The sequence below is a fragment of the Sporolactobacillus putidus genome, assembly GCF_014647035.1.
Lineage (GTDB): Bacteria > Bacillota > Bacilli > Bacillales > Sporolactobacillaceae > Sporolactobacillus > Sporolactobacillus putidus.
Window position 1 is genome coordinate 30697 of sequence record NZ_BMOK01000009.1, and the last position, 19834, is coordinate 50530.

General features: G+C 40.0%; 16 protein-coding genes and 2 pseudogenes. 12 read left to right on the forward strand and 6 right to left on the reverse strand.

The genetic code is table 11. The features are described from left to right. Positions 1–23: 23 nt before the first annotated feature. Positions 24–464, reverse strand: coding sequence for a hypothetical protein (locus IEX81_RS11010; protein WP_188803263.1), 441 nt, complete (start codon positions 462–464; stop codon positions 24–26). A gap of 32 nt (positions 465–496) precedes the next feature. Between IEX81_RS11010 and IEX81_RS16600 the strand changes: the two are divergent. From IEX81_RS16600 to IEX81_RS11050, 9 genes and pseudogenes are all read left to right on the forward strand, one after another. Continuing rightward, a pseudogene (locus IEX81_RS16600) lies at positions 497–658 on the forward strand (IS5/IS1182 family transposase); the annotation flags it as partial. A 273-nt stretch (positions 659–931) separates the two neighbouring features. Beyond that, positions 932–1921, forward strand: a complete 990-nt coding sequence (locus tag IEX81_RS11015; protein WP_188803265.1) for a GGDEF domain-containing protein — start codon at positions 932–934, stop codon at positions 1919–1921. Positions 1922–1953: 32 nt separating this feature from the next. Then, a pseudogene (locus tag IEX81_RS16865) lies at positions 1954–2382 on the forward strand (EAL domain-containing protein); the annotation flags it as partial. 86 nt (positions 2383–2468) lie between these two features. Beyond that, the gene (locus IEX81_RS11025) at positions 2469–4472 is read left to right on the forward strand and encodes a chemotaxis protein CheA (RefSeq protein WP_188803268.1); all 2004 of its coding nucleotides are present in this window, start codon (positions 2469–2471) and stop codon (positions 4470–4472) included. Between the two features lie 41 nt (positions 4473–4513). Further along, positions 4514–5020 carry a chemotaxis protein CheW gene (locus tag IEX81_RS11030; RefSeq protein ID WP_188803270.1) on the forward strand — a complete coding sequence of 169 codons (507 nt, stop codon included), beginning with the start codon at positions 4514–4516 and terminating at the stop codon, positions 5018–5020. A gap of 5 nt (positions 5021–5025) precedes the next feature. Further along, positions 5026–6846: a methyl-accepting chemotaxis protein gene (locus tag IEX81_RS11035; protein WP_229727580.1), complete on the forward strand. Its 1821-nt coding sequence runs from the start codon at positions 5026–5028 to the stop codon at positions 6844–6846. Positions 6847–6908: 62 nt separating this feature from the next. Then, a complete protein-coding gene (locus IEX81_RS11040; RefSeq protein WP_188803274.1) occupies positions 6909–7724 on the forward strand; it encodes a CheR family methyltransferase in 816 nt (271 codons plus the stop codon). 11 nt (positions 7725–7735) lie between these two features. Further along, a complete protein-coding gene (locus tag IEX81_RS11045; RefSeq protein ID WP_188803275.1) occupies positions 7736–8767 on the forward strand; it encodes a protein-glutamate methylesterase/protein-glutamine glutaminase in 1032 nt (343 codons plus the stop codon). Between the two features lie 10 nt (positions 8768–8777). Next, positions 8778–9254: a chemotaxis protein CheD gene (locus tag IEX81_RS11050; protein ID WP_188803277.1), complete on the forward strand. Its 477-nt coding sequence runs from the start codon at positions 8778–8780 to the stop codon at positions 9252–9254. 358 nt (positions 9255–9612) lie between these two features. Here the strand turns inward: IEX81_RS11050 and IEX81_RS11055 are convergent, their stop codons facing one another. After that, positions 9613–10968 (reverse strand): glycoside hydrolase family 1 protein, encoded by a 1356-nt coding sequence (locus IEX81_RS11055; protein ID WP_188803279.1) that lies wholly within the window; start codon positions 10966–10968, stop codon positions 9613–9615. A gap of 54 nt (positions 10969–11022) precedes the next feature. Then, positions 11023–12882 carry a beta-glucoside-specific PTS transporter subunit IIABC gene (locus IEX81_RS11060; protein ID WP_188803281.1) on the reverse strand — a complete coding sequence of 620 codons (1860 nt, stop codon included), beginning with the start codon at positions 12880–12882 and terminating at the stop codon, positions 11023–11025. Between the two features lie 502 nt (positions 12883–13384). Between IEX81_RS11060 and IEX81_RS11065 the strand changes: the two genes are divergently transcribed. From IEX81_RS11065 to rpiB, 3 genes are all read left to right on the forward strand, one after another. Further along, positions 13385–14407 (forward strand): LacI family DNA-binding transcriptional regulator, encoded by a 1023-nt coding sequence (locus tag IEX81_RS11065; RefSeq protein WP_188803284.1) that lies wholly within the window; start codon positions 13385–13387, stop codon positions 14405–14407. A 162-nt stretch (positions 14408–14569) separates the two neighbouring features. After that, entirely contained in the window at positions 14570–15229 is a 660-nt protein-coding gene (locus IEX81_RS11070; protein ID WP_229727583.1) for a ribulose-phosphate 3-epimerase, read from the forward strand. 3 nt (positions 15230–15232) lie between these two features. After that, entirely contained in the window at positions 15233–15718 is a 486-nt protein-coding gene (gene rpiB / locus IEX81_RS11075; protein ID WP_188803288.1) for a ribose 5-phosphate isomerase B, read from the forward strand. A gap of 450 nt (positions 15719–16168) precedes the next feature. Here the strand turns inward: rpiB and rlmH are convergent, their stop codons facing one another. From rlmH to IEX81_RS11090, 3 genes are all read right to left on the reverse strand, one after another. Continuing rightward, complete coding sequence (gene rlmH, locus IEX81_RS11080; RefSeq protein ID WP_188803290.1) at positions 16169–16648, reverse strand: 23S rRNA (pseudouridine(1915)-N(3))-methyltransferase RlmH; 480 nt, start codon at positions 16646–16648, stop codon at positions 16169–16171. 580 nt (positions 16649–17228) lie between these two features. Then, complete coding sequence (locus IEX81_RS11085) at positions 17229–18461, reverse strand: S1C family serine protease (protein ID WP_188803291.1); 1233 nt, start codon at positions 18459–18461, stop codon at positions 17229–17231. 294 nt (positions 18462–18755) lie between these two features. Further along, positions 18756–19550 (reverse strand): MBL fold metallo-hydrolase, encoded by a 795-nt coding sequence (locus IEX81_RS11090; RefSeq protein WP_188803293.1) that lies wholly within the window; start codon positions 19548–19550, stop codon positions 18756–18758. Positions 19551–19834 lie beyond the last annotated feature (284 nt).

Here is a 19834-nt window from a genome sequence, read left to right on the forward strand (position 1 = left end):
AAACTGCGAAACAGATAAATCTTTCATTCATCAAAGCCAAAGTCTGTCACTTTAAGTGTGCGGCAATTCTCACTAACTGTTCTGACTGTGTTTTGGGGAATGCCCTTCTTGACAGTTGCATTCACGTCAAGCGATATATCTACATCACTGCCATCGATTGAAGTCAGGTGGCTGATGATTTCATCAACCAGACGGCTGACATCACGATTGGTTCGGGTATTGTCCAACCTCGCCGACATATAGAAATGCGCATTCTTTGGTGACTCTTTAACCTGGGGGGTGTCTGGATAAACAGGTACAGAAGTCACCGTTGCGGACGTTCCATCCTCAAATGTAGAATTACTGTTACCAAAATTGCTTTGAGGGCCATCAAGCGGCGTTTCTCTAATATTCTCGAGTTCGATTTTCTTTTTATCCCCTGCTATTTCTTTCTTGGCATCATCAATATTTTCACTAAATAGCAATATGAATTAACAGTTCCAACACTCTGATCATATTATTTCAGTCCAAGATAACGAAAGACTTACGAAAGTATACAGTTCCGGCAAGAGGGTTAAAAACTTAGAAAAAAGTTTTCAAACAAAGAACAGCGGTAGTGCGTGTCAATGCTTATCTCAAAGAATATTTTCAGCTGAGTAACATTCGTTATCGTTCAGGAGCCCCTCCTTTTTCATTTCTTTTTGTCACTTAATAGATGACCAGAATGTATCTCGGAAAACCTTGTTTCCCCAACGATTATCACCTCTCAACTGTAGTGCTATGAATAATTCAGGGTTAATATATGTTGTTAAAAATAGAAATAATGTGATATATTTAATAGGCCAAAAGGCTTAATAGTAGTATTTTTAACAAAAGTTATTAAAGTGTCAGGGATTCCTATTACTATTTAGAGAAGATTAAATTATCCTTATTTTCTTAGGGAGAGATACGTTTGACGACCAATAGGGAAAAAGTCTGCATATTACCAATGTTTTCTGAAAAGTTTTGTCTGCCGAGAAACAATTTTAATCGTAAGTTAATGCAGATAAGTATTCTGGTCATTTTTAGTGTTTCTTACGTTATCATCGGAGTATTTCCAAAGTATTGGCTGATAATAGGTATGATGATTCAATTCCAGCTTATTCTTTCTTTACTGATGACTTTAATCTATTTACGCATCGGATGCATAACCGCTCTAATTTTTAATTTTATAACAATTATTCAGTCAACTTATAGACTAACTGTAGATCATTCGTATGGATCACAATTAGTTTTCATTCTAAGTATTGATACGATAATGTCAATCTTGGTAATTTCCTATTTTATAAAGATGGGATCTCAAACCTATTTTGATCTATTAAAAAAAGAAGAAATAGTCTCCAAATCGTTTCTGAAAACTGCACTTTCTGAGGAAGAACTTTGGAAGAAGAATAAACAACTTAAAAAATTAAATAAAACTATCTGTCATGACAAAGAGGAGATGCACCGGTTAGCCTATATAGATTCACTGACCAACCTGCCAAATCGGCGGATGTTTCGAGATCATCTTAATAAAATGGTTAACTCTTCAAACACCACAAGTAATTTTTTCGCACTTGTTTTTATTGACTTGGATAATTTCAAAAACGTAAATGATACGTTTGGTCATCAGTCCGGGGATGAATTGATACGGCACATTAGTTTTAGATTGCGTCAATACATTGACCCGTCTGACATGCTTGCTCACCTTGGTGGTGATGAATTTGTTTTGGTTATTCAGCGGCTTTTGTCTCACAAAAATATTATTGATTATTTGACTTCACTTGCTGTCAAATTAAGAGAACCGGTGATGCTTAGAAAGATTAAAATTACAATTAGCGCAAGTTTTGGAATCTCAATATATCCACAAGATTCAAATGTTGTGGAGGAAATTTTAAAAAAACTCAGACACAGCGATGTATAGATCGAAAAAATTAGGAAAGAACAGAGACAGCATTTATCGAATCGAACAATAAGTTTATTGAAACAATAGAAAATCTCCATAAGTTGGGTATTAGGGTTGCTTTGGATGATTTTGGAACGGGTTATTCTTCATTGAGTTATCTTCAAAAAGTTCCCTTCGATTTAGTAAAGATAGATAAATCTTTTATTGACAACATTAACCACGATAAAATGGGGAACCATTTTATCAGTACTATGATTTTATTAGTGCATCAATTAAATATTCCGGTTTTGGCAGAAGGAATCGAGAGTATCGAACAAAAGAATTTTCTTCAATCAAATCATTGTGATATGCTCCAAGGCTATTTTTATGGTAGACCTATATCGATCGAAACTGTGAAAAATATTATAAATTCAAAAAACAAATTTAGGAATAATTTCGTGGATAATACGTCTAGGCTGAATACACAAACTTATCGATAAAGAGCTGGGAAGAATATACTCTTTTTACAATTTTTTAATATGCAGTTAATTTAGTAACCAGATTTTTATAGAGGCGAAAATTTTCGATGGAAGATCCAATATTAGAAGCATTTTTATTTGAGACCTCGCAACAACTAGGACAATTAGAGCAGGTTGTCATAGAAGCGGAATCAGTCGGCAATTATTCAGAAAATAATGTAACTGACATCTTTAGATTTGTGCATACAATTAAAGGTTCAGCTGCCATGATGCAATTTAAAAATATCGCAACAGTGGCACATTCCACGGAAGATTTATTTTACTTTATCAGAGAGAACCGTCCATCAAATGTTGATACTTCCTCGCTCTGCGATCTTGTTCTAGAAGCAGTCGATTTCATTAAATTGGAGTTAGAAAAAATAAAAAATGGGGATAAACCTGATAATGATGAAACAAGATTAATTAAACGTATTAGCAGCTATTTAAAAAGTTTAAAGCAAATATATAACTTGGAAGAGAAAGAAGAACAAAATATAACTCACTCAGAGCGACCTACGGCGATGCTCAGTATTGAAAAGCCGGCGAATGAAAAAGCTTTTAAGGCTATCATTCGGTTTGATGAGGATTGTGAAATGAGAAACATACACGCCTATGTTATAGTTCACAACCTTGAAGAAATTTCAAATGATTTTTTTTATCTTCCTAAGGATATTACAGAAAATGAAAAAAGCGAAGAAATAATTAAAAAAGATGGCTTCATCATTAATTTTAAAACGGATAAATCCTATGAAGAAATGTATAATTTCTTTTCTGAGACTGCCTATGTAAAATCATTTGAACTTACTCAATTAGACAATCTGAAGGCTTACAAAACTTTAGAATACGAATCTTGCCACTTCACCGGATCCGATAAAATTCCGCATCAAGAAAATTTGGTTGGTGAACACGCCCGTTCAAATATTATCAGTGTAAACATTCACAAAATTGATAAACTGCTGAATTTGGTAGGCGAAATGGTCATCTCGGAGTCAATGGTATCGCAAAACCCTGACTTAAAGGGGCTTCCGCTTCATAATTTTTATAAAGCGGCAAGGCAATTAAGAAAAATAACAGGTGAAATACAGGGTATTGTGATGTCCATCAGAATGCTGCCGATTGGCCCTACGTTCTTTAAAATGAATCGGATTGTCAGGGATATGAAGAAAAAATTAAACAAGGAGGTCAACCTAAAAATTATCGGCGAAGACACAGAGGTGGATAAAAATATTATTGAAAATCTTGAAGATCCGCTGATGCACCTCGTAAGAAATGCGGTTGACCATGGAATAGAAACACCTAAGGAAAGGGTTACAAAAGGAAAAGGCCGTTCCGGGACGCTTACTCTGGAAGCGAAAAATGCCGGAAATGAAGTTTTCGTTGTTATTAAAGATGACGGTCAGGGATTGAATAAAAAAGGTATTATCAAAAAAGCTCGCGAAAATAACCTGCTCAATAAAAATCCTGAAGAAATGACGGACAAAGAGATTTATAATCTTATCTTTTTACCAGGATTTTCAACTAATGAAAAAGTCACGGAATATTCAGGCAGAGGTGTGGGAATGGATGTTGTCCTCAACAATGTTCAAGCAGTAGGAGGATCTATTCAGATTGAAAGTGATGAAAACGGAACAACAATCCTGTTAAAAATTCCGCTTACTTTAGCGATCATCGACGGCATGAATCTCAGGGTAGGCATGTCCAGATATACACTGCCAACGACGTCCATTAAGGAATCCTTCAGACCGAATCAGGAAGACATATTTAAAGATCCTGATGGAAATGAAATGATAATAATCAGGGGAAATTGTTATCCGATCATCAGGTTGCATGATTTTTATAACGTTCAGACTGAAATAAAAGAATTTGACAAAGGAATTTTCATTGTTATTGAAAATGATGATAAATCCGCCTGCCTTTTTGTTGATGAGCTCCTCGGCAAACAACAGGTTGTTGTAAAGGCTCTTCCGGAATATATTCAAAAAATCAAGAAGATAAAAGGATTAGCAGGATGTACCCTTTTGGGAGATGGAAGTATCAGTTTAATTCTGGATGCGAGTGGTTTAATAACCTAGAAAAAACGGTTGACAAAAAAATAATAGAAGGAGGAACCAATGTGTCTAACAGGGCAGAAAATTTAGTCGTCCAGGATGAAGAGGATACGCAAAAAGGGAAGTACTTGACGTTTACGTTGGGTGAGGAACAGTATGGTCTGGAAATCAAATACGTAATAGAAATAATTGGGATTCAGGAAATAACAGTTGTTCCGGAATTACCGGAATACATTAAAGGAATTATTAACCTGCGCGGTCAAATCATTCCTGTAATGGACGTCAGGCTCCGATTCGGGAAACCTTTCAAAGAGTATAACGATCGAACCTGCGTCATCGTTGTTGACATTAAAGGTGTGTCTGTTGGCCTAATTGTTGACACGGTTTCTGAGGTCTACTCGATCAAAGATGAAGATGTCGTTGCTCCTCCAGATCTGACTAAAGGGTTGAGTAATCGATACATCAAAGGTATTGGAAAGGGCAGCAGCAAGGTCAAGCTGTTAATTGATTGTGAACGACTGTTAAACGATCAGGTAAATGAAGAATTATTGAATTTATCTAAAGGAGAATGATAAGAATGTTTACTTGGTACAAAAAAGCAAAAGTAAGCAATAAACTATTAGCCAGTTACATTTTCTTAGCGTTCATTTCTGTTCTCATCAGCTATTTAGCCGCTTATCAGGTTAGCAGTGATGTTGCAAGAGAGTCGGTTCTGTCTGGCGGAGTGCTTCTATTTCTGATAATTGGGTTAATTATTTCAAGAAGAGTAAGCAAGCCATTCCTAGAATTAAAGAATTTGATTGGTCAGATTGAACACATGACCAATGAACATGAGACCGGAGATATTGATGTGATGATCCCGGAGGATCAGTTTGACGGTGAATATCAAATAATTGTTAAAAAGATTAACCGTATGGTCAATGATCTCGTTTCTATGAATAAAAAAGCGATGGATGTGGTGGCACAATTCGGGAAAGGGAATTTCGAAGCGCCGCTGGAGAATTTTCCGGGCAAGAAAGCGTTCATTAATGAAAGCATTGAAACCTTGCGAACAGATTTGAAAAAGGTTCATGCTGAAATCAATCGTCTCATTAAAGCTGCCCATGAAGGACGTCTGAGTGAACGGGCGGATTCTAGTGAATTTTCCGGTGATTGGGCAACTTTGATCGATGGGTTAAACAGTTTAATCGATGCCATTCTAGCCCCCATTCAAGAAGTCTCAGCTGTGCTGAACGAGCTGGACAAAGGCAATCTTCAGATGCGTGTTGAAGGAAATTATAAAGGGGATCATGAGCGTATCAAGATTGCTCTGAATGATACGGTTACGACTCTGGAAAATAATATTAAGGAAGTTTCTGAAGTATTAACAGAAATGTCTGAAGGGAATATGGATGTTGCGATTACAACAGAATATCGCGGAGATTTTTCAGCATTGAAAAAGTCGTTAAACCACATCATTCAATCATTTAATTCGCTGCTGCATAATATCAACAATGCTTCTAATCAGGTAGCAGCAGGTTCCAAACAGGTTTCAGATTCAGCTCAGGAGCTGGCTAGCGGAGCAACGGAACAGGCGAGCTCAATTGAACAGCTTACAGCCTCAATGGAAGAAATTTCATCCCAAACGGATAATAATGCAAAACATGCCGGCAAGGCTGATAGTCTTGTTAATGTTGCAAAGAAAGAAGCGGTACAGGGGAACGACCGGATGGCTGAAATGTTGAAGTCTATGGACGATATTAATGAATCGTCAAGCAATATCTCGAAGATTATCAAAGTAATCGATGAAATTGCCTTCCAGACGAATATACTTGCACTGAATGCGGCCGTCGAAGCTGCAAGAGCCGGCCAGCACGGGAAGGGCTTTGCCGTGGTTGCTGAAGAAGTAAGAAACCTTGCTGCAAGAAGCGCCGGTGCTGCTAAGGAAACGACAGCTTTAATTGAAGGCTCAATTAAAAAGGTGGAGAAAGGGACAAAAATTGCCAAGGATACGGCAGGGGCTCTGAATAAAATTGTGGATGCCGTGACAGAAGTTGCAACCTCTGTAAATAATATTGCAGTAGCATCCAAAGAACAGGCATCTGGTATCTCACAAATCAATCAAGGCATTATGCAGGTTTCTCAGGTTGTACAGGCCAATTCGGCGACATCTGAGGAAAGCGCGGCAGCCAGTGAGGAGCTAACTAGTCAGGCTGAGCTGTTACGGGAAATGGTAGCAAAATTTAAATTAAAGGATGCTAGTGGTCAGACATTCTCTGAATCTGAGAAAATTAGCCCCAAAGTCTTGAAAATGATTGAAAAACTGGGCAAACAGGAAAACGAGAGAGAATTAGTACAGCCAGAAAAACAAGTTCCGGTAGCGGCGGCAATAAATGATCATGATTTTGGAAAATATTAATCGATTGTCTGTTCAGGGAGAAGCACCAGCGACACTTTCAATGATTCGATGAGGTGTTTTCATTGGTTATTACAACGAAAGAGTTCAATCAGCTTGCTGCATATATTGAAAAAAATTATGGTATTCATTTAAAAACTGAAAAGAAAACATTAGTTGTCGGGAGGCTTCAACATATTTTACAAGAAAAAAATTTCCAAAACTTTACCGAATATTATGAATACCTTATCCAGGATAAAACCAGGCAAGCGGCGGTTACGCTAATCAACAACATTACGACTAATCATACTTTTTTTATGCGGGAGGCTGATCACTTTATCTTTTTTCGTGATCAGGTTCTTCCTTTTTTAAAGGAAACGGTAAAAGATAAGGATCTGAGAATTTGGAGTGCCGGTTGTTCGACGGGTGAAGAGCCCTATACATTGTCAATGATCATTAATGATTTTTTTGGAAAGGAAAAGTTTTGGTGGGATACTAAGATTCTTGCTACTGATATTTCTGAAAAAGTATTGCTAAAGGCAAGAGTTGGTCGATATTTGGACAGACAAATTGAAACTGTTCCAGATCAATGGAAGCAAAATTATTTTAAAAAGGTTAATGATCAGACAACCGAGATCAAAGAGACTATTAAAAATGAAGTGATTTTTCGACGGTTTAACTTAATAGATAAATGTTTTCCATTTAAAAGAAAATTCCACGTAATTTTTTGTCGAAACGTCATGATCTATTTTGATAATCAGACAAAAAATGATTTGATACATCGATTTTATGAATGTACAGAACCAGGCGGATTTTTGTTTATTGGGCATTCGGAGTCCTTGAGCCGGGACATAACAGATTATAAATATGTTATTCCTGCTGTTTACAGGAAAGGTGGTTAATATTCCTCTATATGATTACAAAAAAAATTAAAGTTCTTGTTGTTGAGGATAGTTATTTGTTCAGAGAAGTGATTTCTCAAGGAATTTCCACCAGCTCAAGTATTGAAGTGGTGGCTACCGCTAAGGATCCGCTCGAAGCTATAGAAAGGTTATTAAAATACAAACCAGATGTCATGACCTGTGATATTGAAATGCCGAAAATGAATGGGATTGAATTTATCAAGAGAGTTTTACCAAAATATCCGATACCTGTTATCGTCGTTAGTTCAGTAAGCCGTGCTGTATTTGATGCAGTTAACGCAGGAGCGGTTGAATTTATCTCAAAGCCGGATGCTCAGTCCCCTAATAATGTGGAACGCTTTCTTCTAGAACTCATTTCCAAGATCAAGATCGCTGCTCAATCAAAAATTATAAGAGAGCCGTACAATCACGAGAAAAGCAAAGGACCGGTCGGATCGGTTATAGGAAGTAGTAAGGTTCAAGTCATTGCTATTGGTTCATCAACAGGTGGTACCGAGGCAGTATACAGTGTACTGAAACAACTACCGCCAACCTGTCCGGCGATAGTTATTGTCCAGCACATTCCGCCAGTTTTTTCCAGAATGTTTGCGGAGCGACTAAATGCCGAAACGGTCTTTTCGGTCAAAGAAGCAAGAACAGGAGATATTATAGAACAGGGAAAGGTTTTTATTGCACCTGGTGATCAACATATGAGAGTAAAAAAAACAGGAAGTCAGATTAAGATTGAGTGTTTCCGTGGAGAAAAAGTGAACGGGCATATTCCATCTGTCGATGTGTTGTTTGAGTCGGTTGCTAAAGAGATTGGAAATAAGACTACAGCCGTTATCCTCACAGGAATGGGATATGACGGTGCTAAGGGATTGCTTAAAATAAAAAGAGCTGGCGGAACGACTATTGGTCAGGATGAGGCTTCCTCGGTTGTGTACGGGATGCCGAAAGTAGCATTTAATATTGGTGCTGTCGATAAACAAGCTAATCTTGAACAGATTCCCAGTCTTATTATCCAGTCAATCTACCACTGAAGGTGAAAGAATGGAAGTGATTATTGGATTAGGGGAACTGGCTGTATCCAACAGAGCAGGTGATGTATTGAAAACATTTGCTTTATCTTCTTGCGTAGGGTTAACGATGTATTCAAAAAGAAAAAGGACTGCGGGAATGATTCATATTGTACTCCCAAAACCCAGTGAAAATCTCAAGAAAATCCCATTATCTGCATACTATGCGACTATCGGAGTCCCAATATTAATTAATAAAATGTGTCATGATTATGGTTGCTTAAGAAACGAATTAAATATTTGCCTATTTGGCGGAGCAGAATCGAAAAGTGATAAAATTTTCAAGATTGGGGAAAAAAATATTAATAAAACAATAGAAATACTAGAATATATGGGATTGAACTACCAGTTGGTTGATACCGGAGGATGTTTTAGCCGTACTATTGAAATGGATGTTGCTTCTGGGCAAATAAAATTAACAAGACAACGTCTAAATCTGGTTTACCAATAGCCGTGTATTTTTCATTATTATCTCCCTTTGAAACCTCCAAAGGAAAATGGAGTTTTTTAAGGGGGGGTTAAACAGAAAAAGAGTTCTCCCGTCTCGTGAGGGGTTCATGCGTTGACCTCTCATTTGCTACCGGGAGAACTCTTAGAATTGAAAAATCAAATCACCACAAAAAGCTTGCTTGCCGGCATGTCGTCAAACGGCATCAGATAAGGCGGGTACAGCTTGCAGGGGCCTTCTTGAGTCAGCAACAGACATCTGAAAGTCTCATTGACACGAAGCCGGAGTCATTTCCCAACCTAAACAAAAACAAGAAAGGTTCCCCTGAACGCCTGATCATCCAATCTGCCGATACCCCTTATTAGTTGCTGAGATCAGCCCCATTGGTCTCAATGACCTTTTTATACCAGTAAAAGCTGTCTTTCTTTGTTCGTTTTAAAGTGGCCTTATCCACATACACGAAACCATATCTTTTCTCAAACCCTTCTCTTGTTGAATAAAGATCGGTTGCCGACCATGTGAGATAGCCTATCAGATCCACACCGTCCGCTTCAGCCTCTTTCATTCGTTCAATATGGGCAGCTAAATATTGAATACGATAATCATCGTGAACGGCATCGTCCTCGATTTTGTCACGATGACCCAATCCGTTCTCTAAAATAAGAATAGGCAATTGATAACGATGGTGGAAATCTTCCAGGTAATGTTTAAAACCGTACGGATCAATATTCCATCCCCACTCTGTTTGTTTGACAAACGGATTTGTTATTTTAATACCGTTCATCTGCTGGGAATCATTTTCGATCAGATCTTCCGCACCGACCGCTGAAGACATATAGTAAGTTAAAGACATAAAATCAGGTTCACCGGACTTAATCTGTTCCAAATCGCCATCGTGTATGATTTGATCAAAATTAATGCCTTCATATTGTTTCAGCAGATAGGCTGGATATTTTCCCCTGAAATACACATCCCCGGGTGCATAGCCGATTCGTTTCATAAATTCGTCGCAGGCCTCGACATCTTTTGGATTGCAGGTCTTAGGGTATACACAAATATTACCGATATTTCCTCCGACTTTTGCTTCCGGATCCACTTGATGGACAATCTTTGTTGCCGCGGCATAGGCCAAATTAAAATGATGCTCTAGTCGAAAGACCTCTTCCCTGCTTTTTGCTCTGTAGCCCGTCATATATTCTGAGTCCAATGACAAGAAGTTCTGCTCGTTAAAGGGGATCCAATACTTCACTCTGCCCTTAAAATAATGGACAACTGTTTCAACAAAGCGCGTATAGGCCTTAATGCATTCACGATTCATCCATCCGTTATATTTTTCTAATAAAGCAAGCGGGAGATCATACGCATATAACGTAACAACCGGTTTAATTTTATATTTTTCCAGTTCGCTTAGTATACGATCATAGAAAGTCAATCCTTCTTTGCTCGCTTCCGGATCATCGCCATTCGGGAAAATACGTGTCCATGCCATTGAAAATCGATAAATTTGAAAGCCTATCTTACCATAAAGAGCTATATCTTCCTGATAATGTGTATAGTGATCGGATGCTTTTTTAAATCCGGGAAAATCGGAGATGCCGGAAATTTTTCGAACATCGGCAATTGATAATCCCTTTCCTCCTTTATCCCATCCTCCTTCAAATTGCTGTGCGTTTGTCGAGCTGCCCCAGAGAAAGTTCCTTTTAAATGCTGTTCCCAAAAATAGTTCTTCCCTTCAACAATGCCTGCTAAAAACGTATTTCGAAAGGGCCATTCATTCTATTAATGCTTCCATGACAGTGGTTCCATGTGATTGGATACCTGTCTTAAGCAGTTGGACGTCTTTATAATCTTGCGTGTTTGTCACAATCACCGGGGTGCTTATATCGTATCCTGCTTTTTTAATTGAATCTAAATCAAACGTTATCAATAACTGCCCTTTTTGAACCCTCGCACCTTGCGTCACATGACTCTCAAAATATTTTCCGTTTAATTCCATTGTATTAATTCCTATGTGAATCATAATTTCGGTACCGTTGTCGGATTGTATTCCAATCGCATGATGAGTCGGAAATAACATTTTGACAACGCCGCTGACAGGTGCATATATATTTCCATCAGAAGGGCTCACCACAAACCCCGAGCCCATACTTCCATCCGCAAAGGCAGGATCGGAACTCGCTGATAGTTTCGATATTTTGCCGGAAACAGGTGCATCAATGAATTGCTGTTTAATAGTTAATGGGGTGCTCTCCACCATTTTCGCATTTTTATCGGCAGTCTCGCCGGAATTTTCGTCAAAGCCAAGTATCATTGTGGCAATAGCCCCCACGACAAAACAAATGGCCAAACCAATGACATAGTAAACAAACGTGGATCCGACAAAAGCGGGCAATGTCGTTAAGCCCCCAAACACAAAGGCAAATGCCTTTGTCTGCATGCCGCCTATAAAAGCGCCGCCTGCCGCACCTCCAATGATGGCACCGATCAATGGCCGTTTATATCTTACAGCTACTCCATAAATTGCCGGTTCTGTAATCCCCGCAAAGAAAATAGACAACAAAGCAGACATTGTATATGATTTCGTCTTTTTATTTTTGGTCTTAAGGAAAGTACCGAGAGTGGCACCGGCCATTCCAAAATTGGCTGCTGCTGTTAATGGAACAATTTTATCAAATCCGAGTGTGCTAATATCAGTAATCATTATTGGATTGACTGCCCATTGGAGACCGAAGATCACAAATACGTTCCAGACTCCGCCGATTAACATACCAGCAATCCACCCGTTCGATTGAATGAGCCAATTGATGACATTAGCGATTCCTTCGCCCGTATAGACGCCAAACGGGCCGAATAATCCTGCAGTTACAGGGACCATAAGAAAAAGCGAGGTTAAAGGAACAAATAAAAGCTGTAAGTTCTCATAAATATGTTTCTTAAGAAACTTTTCAAGATATGACTGACACCAGATAGCTAGAATTGCGGGAATGACAGTTGATGTGTAGGTCATGGTCACAATTGGAAGGCCAAAGAAATGCGTGATCACACCATTCCCATGAGAACCCATAATGTTTGTAAATTCAGGCATAATCAGTGCTCCCATAATTGCTGCAGAAACGTATAAGTTCGCACCGAATTTTTTCGCCGTTGTAAACGCAAGCAAAATTGGAAGAAAATAGAAAACAGAAGTCGAAGCCGCTGTCAGAATGTGATAGGTTCCGGACGTGTCTGACAGCCAGCCAACTTGTGTAAATAACAGGACCAAACCGCGCAAAACACCTGAACCGGCAAGCAATGGAAGCAAAGGTGTGAAAATCCCTGCTATTGTGTCGAAAACTTTGGTTAAAATATTCCCGTTGCTTTTATAGGAAGTACTGTTTGACCCTTCGCCAAGATGTGTTTCCGTGATTAAATCATCATAAACACTAGGTACATTGGGACCAATGACAACCTGAAACTGGCCGCCTTTTTCAACGATACTTAGAATTCCCGACGTATTTTCCAAAATGTTTTTTTTTACTTTGTTGTTGTCTTTCAGAGTCATTCTAAGACGTGTTGCACAATGTGTGATTGTATTGATATTGTTCTCACCGCCAACTAAATTCAGTATCTTTTTACCCAAACTTTCCGACATCTTTATCATCTCTTTCTGAAAAAAAATATTTTTGTATAACCAAGAGATTGATGAATCTAACTGATTGATCAGATGCACAATTCATAAGAGGCGCACCGATAGGGCCAGTTCCTTTGGTCAGTTCATAGTCCCTCCCCTACGGATCATTCAGGTTTTCAGAAATAAAAGGGAAATCGTTTTCCCAAAACAGTTAAAAAAATAATTACAGAGTAATCGTTTTCCCATGGCATGGTTTTAATATACCATAAGATTTTTTCGCTGTAAAGCGTTTTCATTTATTTGCCACAAAAGCTAATTGCTTTTTCCTTGTTAATTCCGGATTCATATTTATCTGATGTTATTTTTTGGCTCAGGGATTGTCGATTACTTTTTCGCCACTTCTATCAAAAACCATCGCCTCAGGAAAAGCTGGATAACTTCTACAGGTAAATGTTTGTACATATCAATGACTTATATTATCATATTAACAAATACTGTCTAAAACGAATATTAGGTGAACGCTATGAATAAAAAAAATATTTCAATTAAGGAAATTGCCAAGTTAAGCGGAGTTTCAGTCGCCACAGTGTCTCGTGTTATTAATAATAACGGGAGATTTTCTGAGGAAACACGCAAGAGAATTCTTAAAATAATTGAAGAAAACAATTACAGCACCAATGTAATAGCTAAAAGTTTACGCATGAAAAAATCAAATACGATCGGTATTATGGTACCGGATATTAGCAATTTCTTTTTTTCCAGTACTGTTCAGGAAATCGAAAGAATCATGTTCGAGCAGGGATATTCGACAATCATTTGCAACACGGCCAGAAATATAGACAAAGAAACGGCTTATTTGAGAATGCTGGAAAGTAAAATGATCGACGGTCTTATCGTTATATCCGGATTAAGAGAATTTGGAATCGAAAATATGTCAAAACAAATTCCTCTTATTTGTATCGATAGAAAACCAAAAGATAATGATAATACAGCTTTTATCGAATCTGATCATTTGGAAGGTGCCAAATTGGCTACCACAGAACTCATTAACGCAGGAGCGACAAAAATAATCATCATGATGCACGCTTTAACATCTTCGTCGCAAGAAGCTCGTTTGAACGGTTTTGTAAGCGTTTTTAAACAACATCACATCCCCATAAGCGATCATAACATCGTAAAAATTCCTAAAATGAACAAGGAAGAGGAAGTCATTTATATAAAAAACTTCTTGCAAAATAATTGTGTTCTCAGCAAAAGTATTAATGGGATATTTGCTATTAATGATTCTATAGGCGTCACAATATTAAAGGATGCAAAGACACTCGGAATAAACGTTCCTCATAATTTAAAAGTTATTGGCTTCGATGATATACCGGAAGCGAGTATCATTACACCCGGACTAAGCACCATTAAACAAGACTATAGAGAAATAGCTAAAAGAGCGTGTGAGATATTGCTCAATAATATTAAAAGCCCGGGCACCATTACTCCGATCAAACAAGAAATTCCAGTCACATTAATTAAGAGGGGATCAACAGGCACTTGATTAAGATCAGAGTTGACATGAGCGACCTGCCGTAGTTATAATATATTTCGTAGAGGGTAATCGTTTTCCCATTTTAATTCTAGATTATTCGACTCATGGCTGATAATACAGTAGTACTCATTTCAATCGGATGAGTAAACAATTACTCAAAAGGAGGCATTTATTATGAAAAAGATACTTCTGCCTTCTATGATGTGTGCTGATTTTGCATCATTAAGTAGAGAAGTTAAAGAATTAGACGCTGCAGGGGCAGATGGCTTTCACATGGATATAATGGACGGCAATTATGTTCCAAATTTTGGTATCGGACCGGAAGCTTATACCGTTGTTAGAAATGCCACTAAAAAGACAATTGATGCCCACTTAATGATCCAGGAACCTTCAAATTATATCAATTATTTTCATGAATTAGGGGCAAATATTATATATATTCATCCTGACAGTGATAAGCATCCTGCACGAACAATGGATTCAATACACAATCTCGATATTAAAGCCGGAATAGCAATAAACCCTGATATTTCAATTGAAGTGATTAATCCTCTATTGGATCTGGCCGACTATGTTTTGGTCATGACGGTTAATCCCGGATTTTCCGGCCAAAAATATCTGGATTATGTCGATAAGAAGATCATCCGATTAATTGAGCTAAGGAACTCATATCATTATCAAGTTGTTGTCGATGGAGCAATGACGCCTGACAAAATAGCCTATTTATATAGATTGGGTGTTCATGGTTTTGTGCTTGGAACTTCATCACTATTTAATAAACCGGATTCATACCGGTCCATATTAAATAACTTACACAAAGAGGAGCAATGACCCATGACTAAAATTGCGATTGGATCTGATCATGTCGGCTATATTTTAAAACCGGACATTATTGATTATTTAAAAGAACTGGGCTATGACGTCCATGATTTCGGTGCTTATGATCAAAAAAGAACAGATTATCCGATTTATGGTAAAAAAGTTGCCGAAGAAGTAGCCTCTGGAAATTATGATCTCGGTATCTTAATTTGCGGCACCGGAATAGGTATTTCAATTTCTGCTAATAAAGTTAAGGGCATCAGAGCCGTCGCATGCAGCGATCCATATTCCGCAGAGTTGTCCAAGCGGCATAACAACACAAATATTTTGGCTTTCGGATCACGAGTTGTGGGCAGCGAATTGGCAAAAATGATTGTAAAGGTGTGGTTAGATGCAAAGTTTGAAAGCGGCCGCCATCAGCGCCGCATCGATGAAATAAGCGATATTGAAAATAATGATGAAATAGATTTTGAAAAGAATGTTAAAGCAGGAGAAAAGTAATACAATTTTATATAAGCAGGCGTCAAAAGGCTATCCTTTACGGGTAGCCTTTTTTTGACTGTTTCCATTTCATCGTGTTTCATTTGATATTTCGTCAATTCTACGTTCTTCAATAGATTCACCACTATGCAAAATCTGTCTCAAGACGACTCTGGTCGCGCATTTTAGAAAAAGCATTCAGGGCGCTAGATTGCAATAATAAATTAGCCAATTTGTACATCCGGCCCAATTTTCCATTGAAACATTTTCCTTACATAATTATCCAAATTAAGCACCATGTGTTATTCAAGAATACAGCCTGATTGTTGAATAGAATGGTTTACCAACTTTACTGTTTGTAATCGACTTTTTTGTCACTTAACACCTTAAAGATGCCCGTATCAGTTATTGAGCTATCGTTTCTCGTTGGCGAAATAATCTAATATTGCTGACTCTCACGAAAAACCTCATTTACTTGTGGTACGGTTCTCCCCTCATTATCTTGAACGCCCGGTATATCTGTTCAACCAGGATCAAGCGCATCAGTTGATGGGGAAAAGTAAATTTTGAAAAGGAGAGCTGGAAATCGGCGCGGCGCAGCACGGCGTCGCTCAGTCCGTTTGACCCGCCGATGATAAAGGCGATATCGCTTTGCCCGTAGGTGGCCAGTTCCCTGATTTTCTCGGCAAAGGCTTCCGACGGCATCTGCTTCCCATGAATGGCCAGCACGATGGCGTAGGAGCTGTCCGGCAATTTTTTTAACAGCCGCTCGCCTTCCGCCGTCTTGACTTGTTCGATCTCCGCTTCCGACAGGCTTTCCGGCGCTTTTTCGTCGGCGACTTCGACAATCGACACATTCGCGTACGGACGCAGGCGCTTGATGTATTCCTCAATTCCTTGTTTAAAGTATTTTTCTTTCAGTTTTCCTACACATAAAATTTCGATATTCACAGCTTATCCCATCCTTATACATAAGTTATACACAGAACTTATGCACATATCCACAAGGGCTGTCCACATTCGGTATGCAAGCATGCGTTTGCCACCATATCTATACCTTGAAAAAAGATGTTTTCCCCGAATGTGGATAACCCATCAATCCGTACTTCGTATTTTTCCCATTTTTGTGTCAATCCGACAAACCGGACCTTTTCTCAAACCCCTAATAGATACCTGCATAGGTGTTCCGACCGCGTTCCTTAAGCATATTCAGACGCATCCGCACGCAACTGCCCCATGATATCGCTTTGGCTAATTTTCATTTTATCATAGAGAATGCTGAAACTTTTTTCAATTGTGCACAGCTTTTCCCCATATGTGGATAATTTGTGCATAACTTTTCCATTCTGTGCACAGGTTGTCCCCCAAACGCATTTTCTTCAAGAAAAACTTGACGAAGCAAAGTCTTTGATGACGGTCTGAGCCTTAGTTTTTCTTGTACTAGACACCTCTAATCTTTTATTCTTTCTTAACTTGTGCAAAAAAACAAGCGCAGAGATCTCGAAGATCCCTGCGTCTGTTTTCTAAACCTTTATGAGAATGTTGTGCTTCCAAGAGTCAGATTCGACGTTGAAGCCTTTCCCATTCTATAGTATTTGATCTGTACGGTCTGGCCGGCATGAAGATTGTTATACATGTAGGTGGAAAATGAAAGATAACTGCTGATTTTATATCCATTGATTTCCGTGATGACATCGCCCGCCTGAAGCCCGCTCTTTGCGGCCGGGCTTCCATTCTGAACGTCCGTGACGACAAGGCCCGACGTTACGGAATTTGGAAGCTGGAGCTGGCTGATCTGATCCTGCGGCACCATGGAAAGATCGACAATGCTGACGCCGAGCATCGGCCGCTGGATCTTGCTACCGCTCTCCAGTTTGCTGATGACCGGCTTGGCTACATTGATCGGTATCGCGAATCCGATGCCTTCAACGACACCTTGCGAATTTGACGATGTAATTTTCGACGAGTTGATACCAATAACCTGTCCGGCGATATTGACCAGCGCGCCGCCGCTGTTTCCCGGATTGATCGCCGCATCTGTCTGCAGCACCTGGGCTTCAACCGTCGCGTTGTTGCTCTGGACCGGAATCGTCCGGTTGGTAGAACTGATAATGCCTTCTGTCACCGAACCGGAGAAACCGAGCGGATTGCCGATAGCGATGGCCGGTTCCCCGCGCTTCAAGCTTAATGAATTGCCGAACTGAGCAATGGTCTTAACATCGGAGGAAGGTATTTTGAGAACAGCAAGATCATAGAGTGAATCGGTCCCAAGAACCGTAGCCTGCACTTTCGTATTATCGGTGAGCCTGACTTCGACTTTTCCTGCACCCGCCACAACGTGATCATTCGTTACGACATAAGCGGAAGAGCCGAGGACTTTATATATAATGCCTGACCCAATTCCCGACTCGGTGTACTGGTTATCGAAAAAGTTCGCCTTCTGGAGATTGATCACGGCCACAACCGCAGGTGAAACCTTGGCTACCGCATCCGTGACCGCTGTATTCACATTCACATTGACATCCCGTGTTAGTGTCGGACTGGCAACATTGCTCGTTGACTGGCTTCCGGTTGTCACAGAATAAGGGAGCACGCCTAGGCTGGATAAGATTGGAGCGAAAATCAGAAAACAGACAATACCGACGATGGCTCCGATGAATCCGGCGAAGAACCAGCCTCCGCGCCCCCGCCTTTTCTCCGAATGGTTCGGTGCGGGATCCGATGCCGGCGGATTTTCTATACGATTGTCATCGTAATATCCCATACACTATTCCTCCTCTTCGTTTCGATTTTCTTGATCCCAACAGACGCGATGTTCCGGACAAGGGACCTGCCTGTAATCTTAATGTACCACCGATGTTTTTCCCGATAAAAATTATGTGACAATTTATATAACCATCGAAAAAAGCTCAAAAATTCTGTTTGAAAAGAGAAAAATGAAAACCGGAATCCCGTGATCATGCAAGTATTACCCATCTTAAAATCTGGCGACCCGTCATGTCCGAAGTTCGAATCGCTCTATATGTACAGGGTTTCCCCAAGTTTCTTCTGTTAAACCTTAAATCGCCGTCAGCTGTGTCGCGTGTTCCGGATCGGTATCGAAAAGCCCGATATCCCGCCCGATTTTCAGGCCGCTGCCTTCAAGCCGCTGGCCAACGCTCAGACGCGCAAGTTCTTTCATATTATTATCCTTGCTCAGGTGGGCAAGAAAGATTTTTTTTGTTCGATTTCCGAGAACCTCAGCCAGCGCGAGCCCCGATTCCTCGTTGGAGATATGGCCGGTATCCCCGAGAATCCTTCGCTTGACGCTCCACGGATATCTGCCCATCATCAGCATCTCTGTGTCGTGGTTGGCCTCAATGATATACGCGTCCGAGTCCCGGATCATTCCCTTGATTTGCCCGGAAACGTAACCGAGATCAGTCAGCAGCGTCAGCTTTCTTTCCTGTTCATGGATCACGAAAAACATCGGATCGGCCGCATCATGAGAGACGGAGAACGATTCGATATCGAGTCCTCCGAAACTGCGCTGGGTGTTCGCCTGAAAGACAAATTTCTGATCCGTCGGAATTTCACCGACAACCGGGGACATCGCCTGCCACGTCTTCTCATTGGCGTACACCGGTGTCTGAAAACGACGCGCGAAGACACCCAGTCCCCTTATATGATCGCTATGCTCGTGCGTCACAAGAATAGCGCTGATATCTTCGGGCTTGCGGCCGATCTGGCCGAGCAGTTCAACCATCTTCTTCCCGCTCAGACCGCAGTCTATCAGGAGGCGCTGCCCCTCCGTTTCAAGATAGAGCGCATTTCCTGTACTGCCGCTCGCCAGAACGCTGTAGTGCAAAACCATGATCTCCCACTCCCTGACAAAAAATTAGAAATTGGCCGACGGCCGGATCACAATCAAGAATTGGACCGGACGGCCTGTCTCTGTTTTGCCTTCTTTTTCCGGCATTTAAAGTCAAACTTGGCGAAGCCAAGCCCCTGGCGCAGGCGAAGCCTTAGTTGCGGGGGCCAGGACGGCCTAATGCCGAACATGCCGCAGGACGCGGCGATCTGTTCGGTCGCTTACACTATAATCCTTAAAATTTTTATACTTATAGTGTAAAAAATGCCGCAATCGCCTTCCAGGCG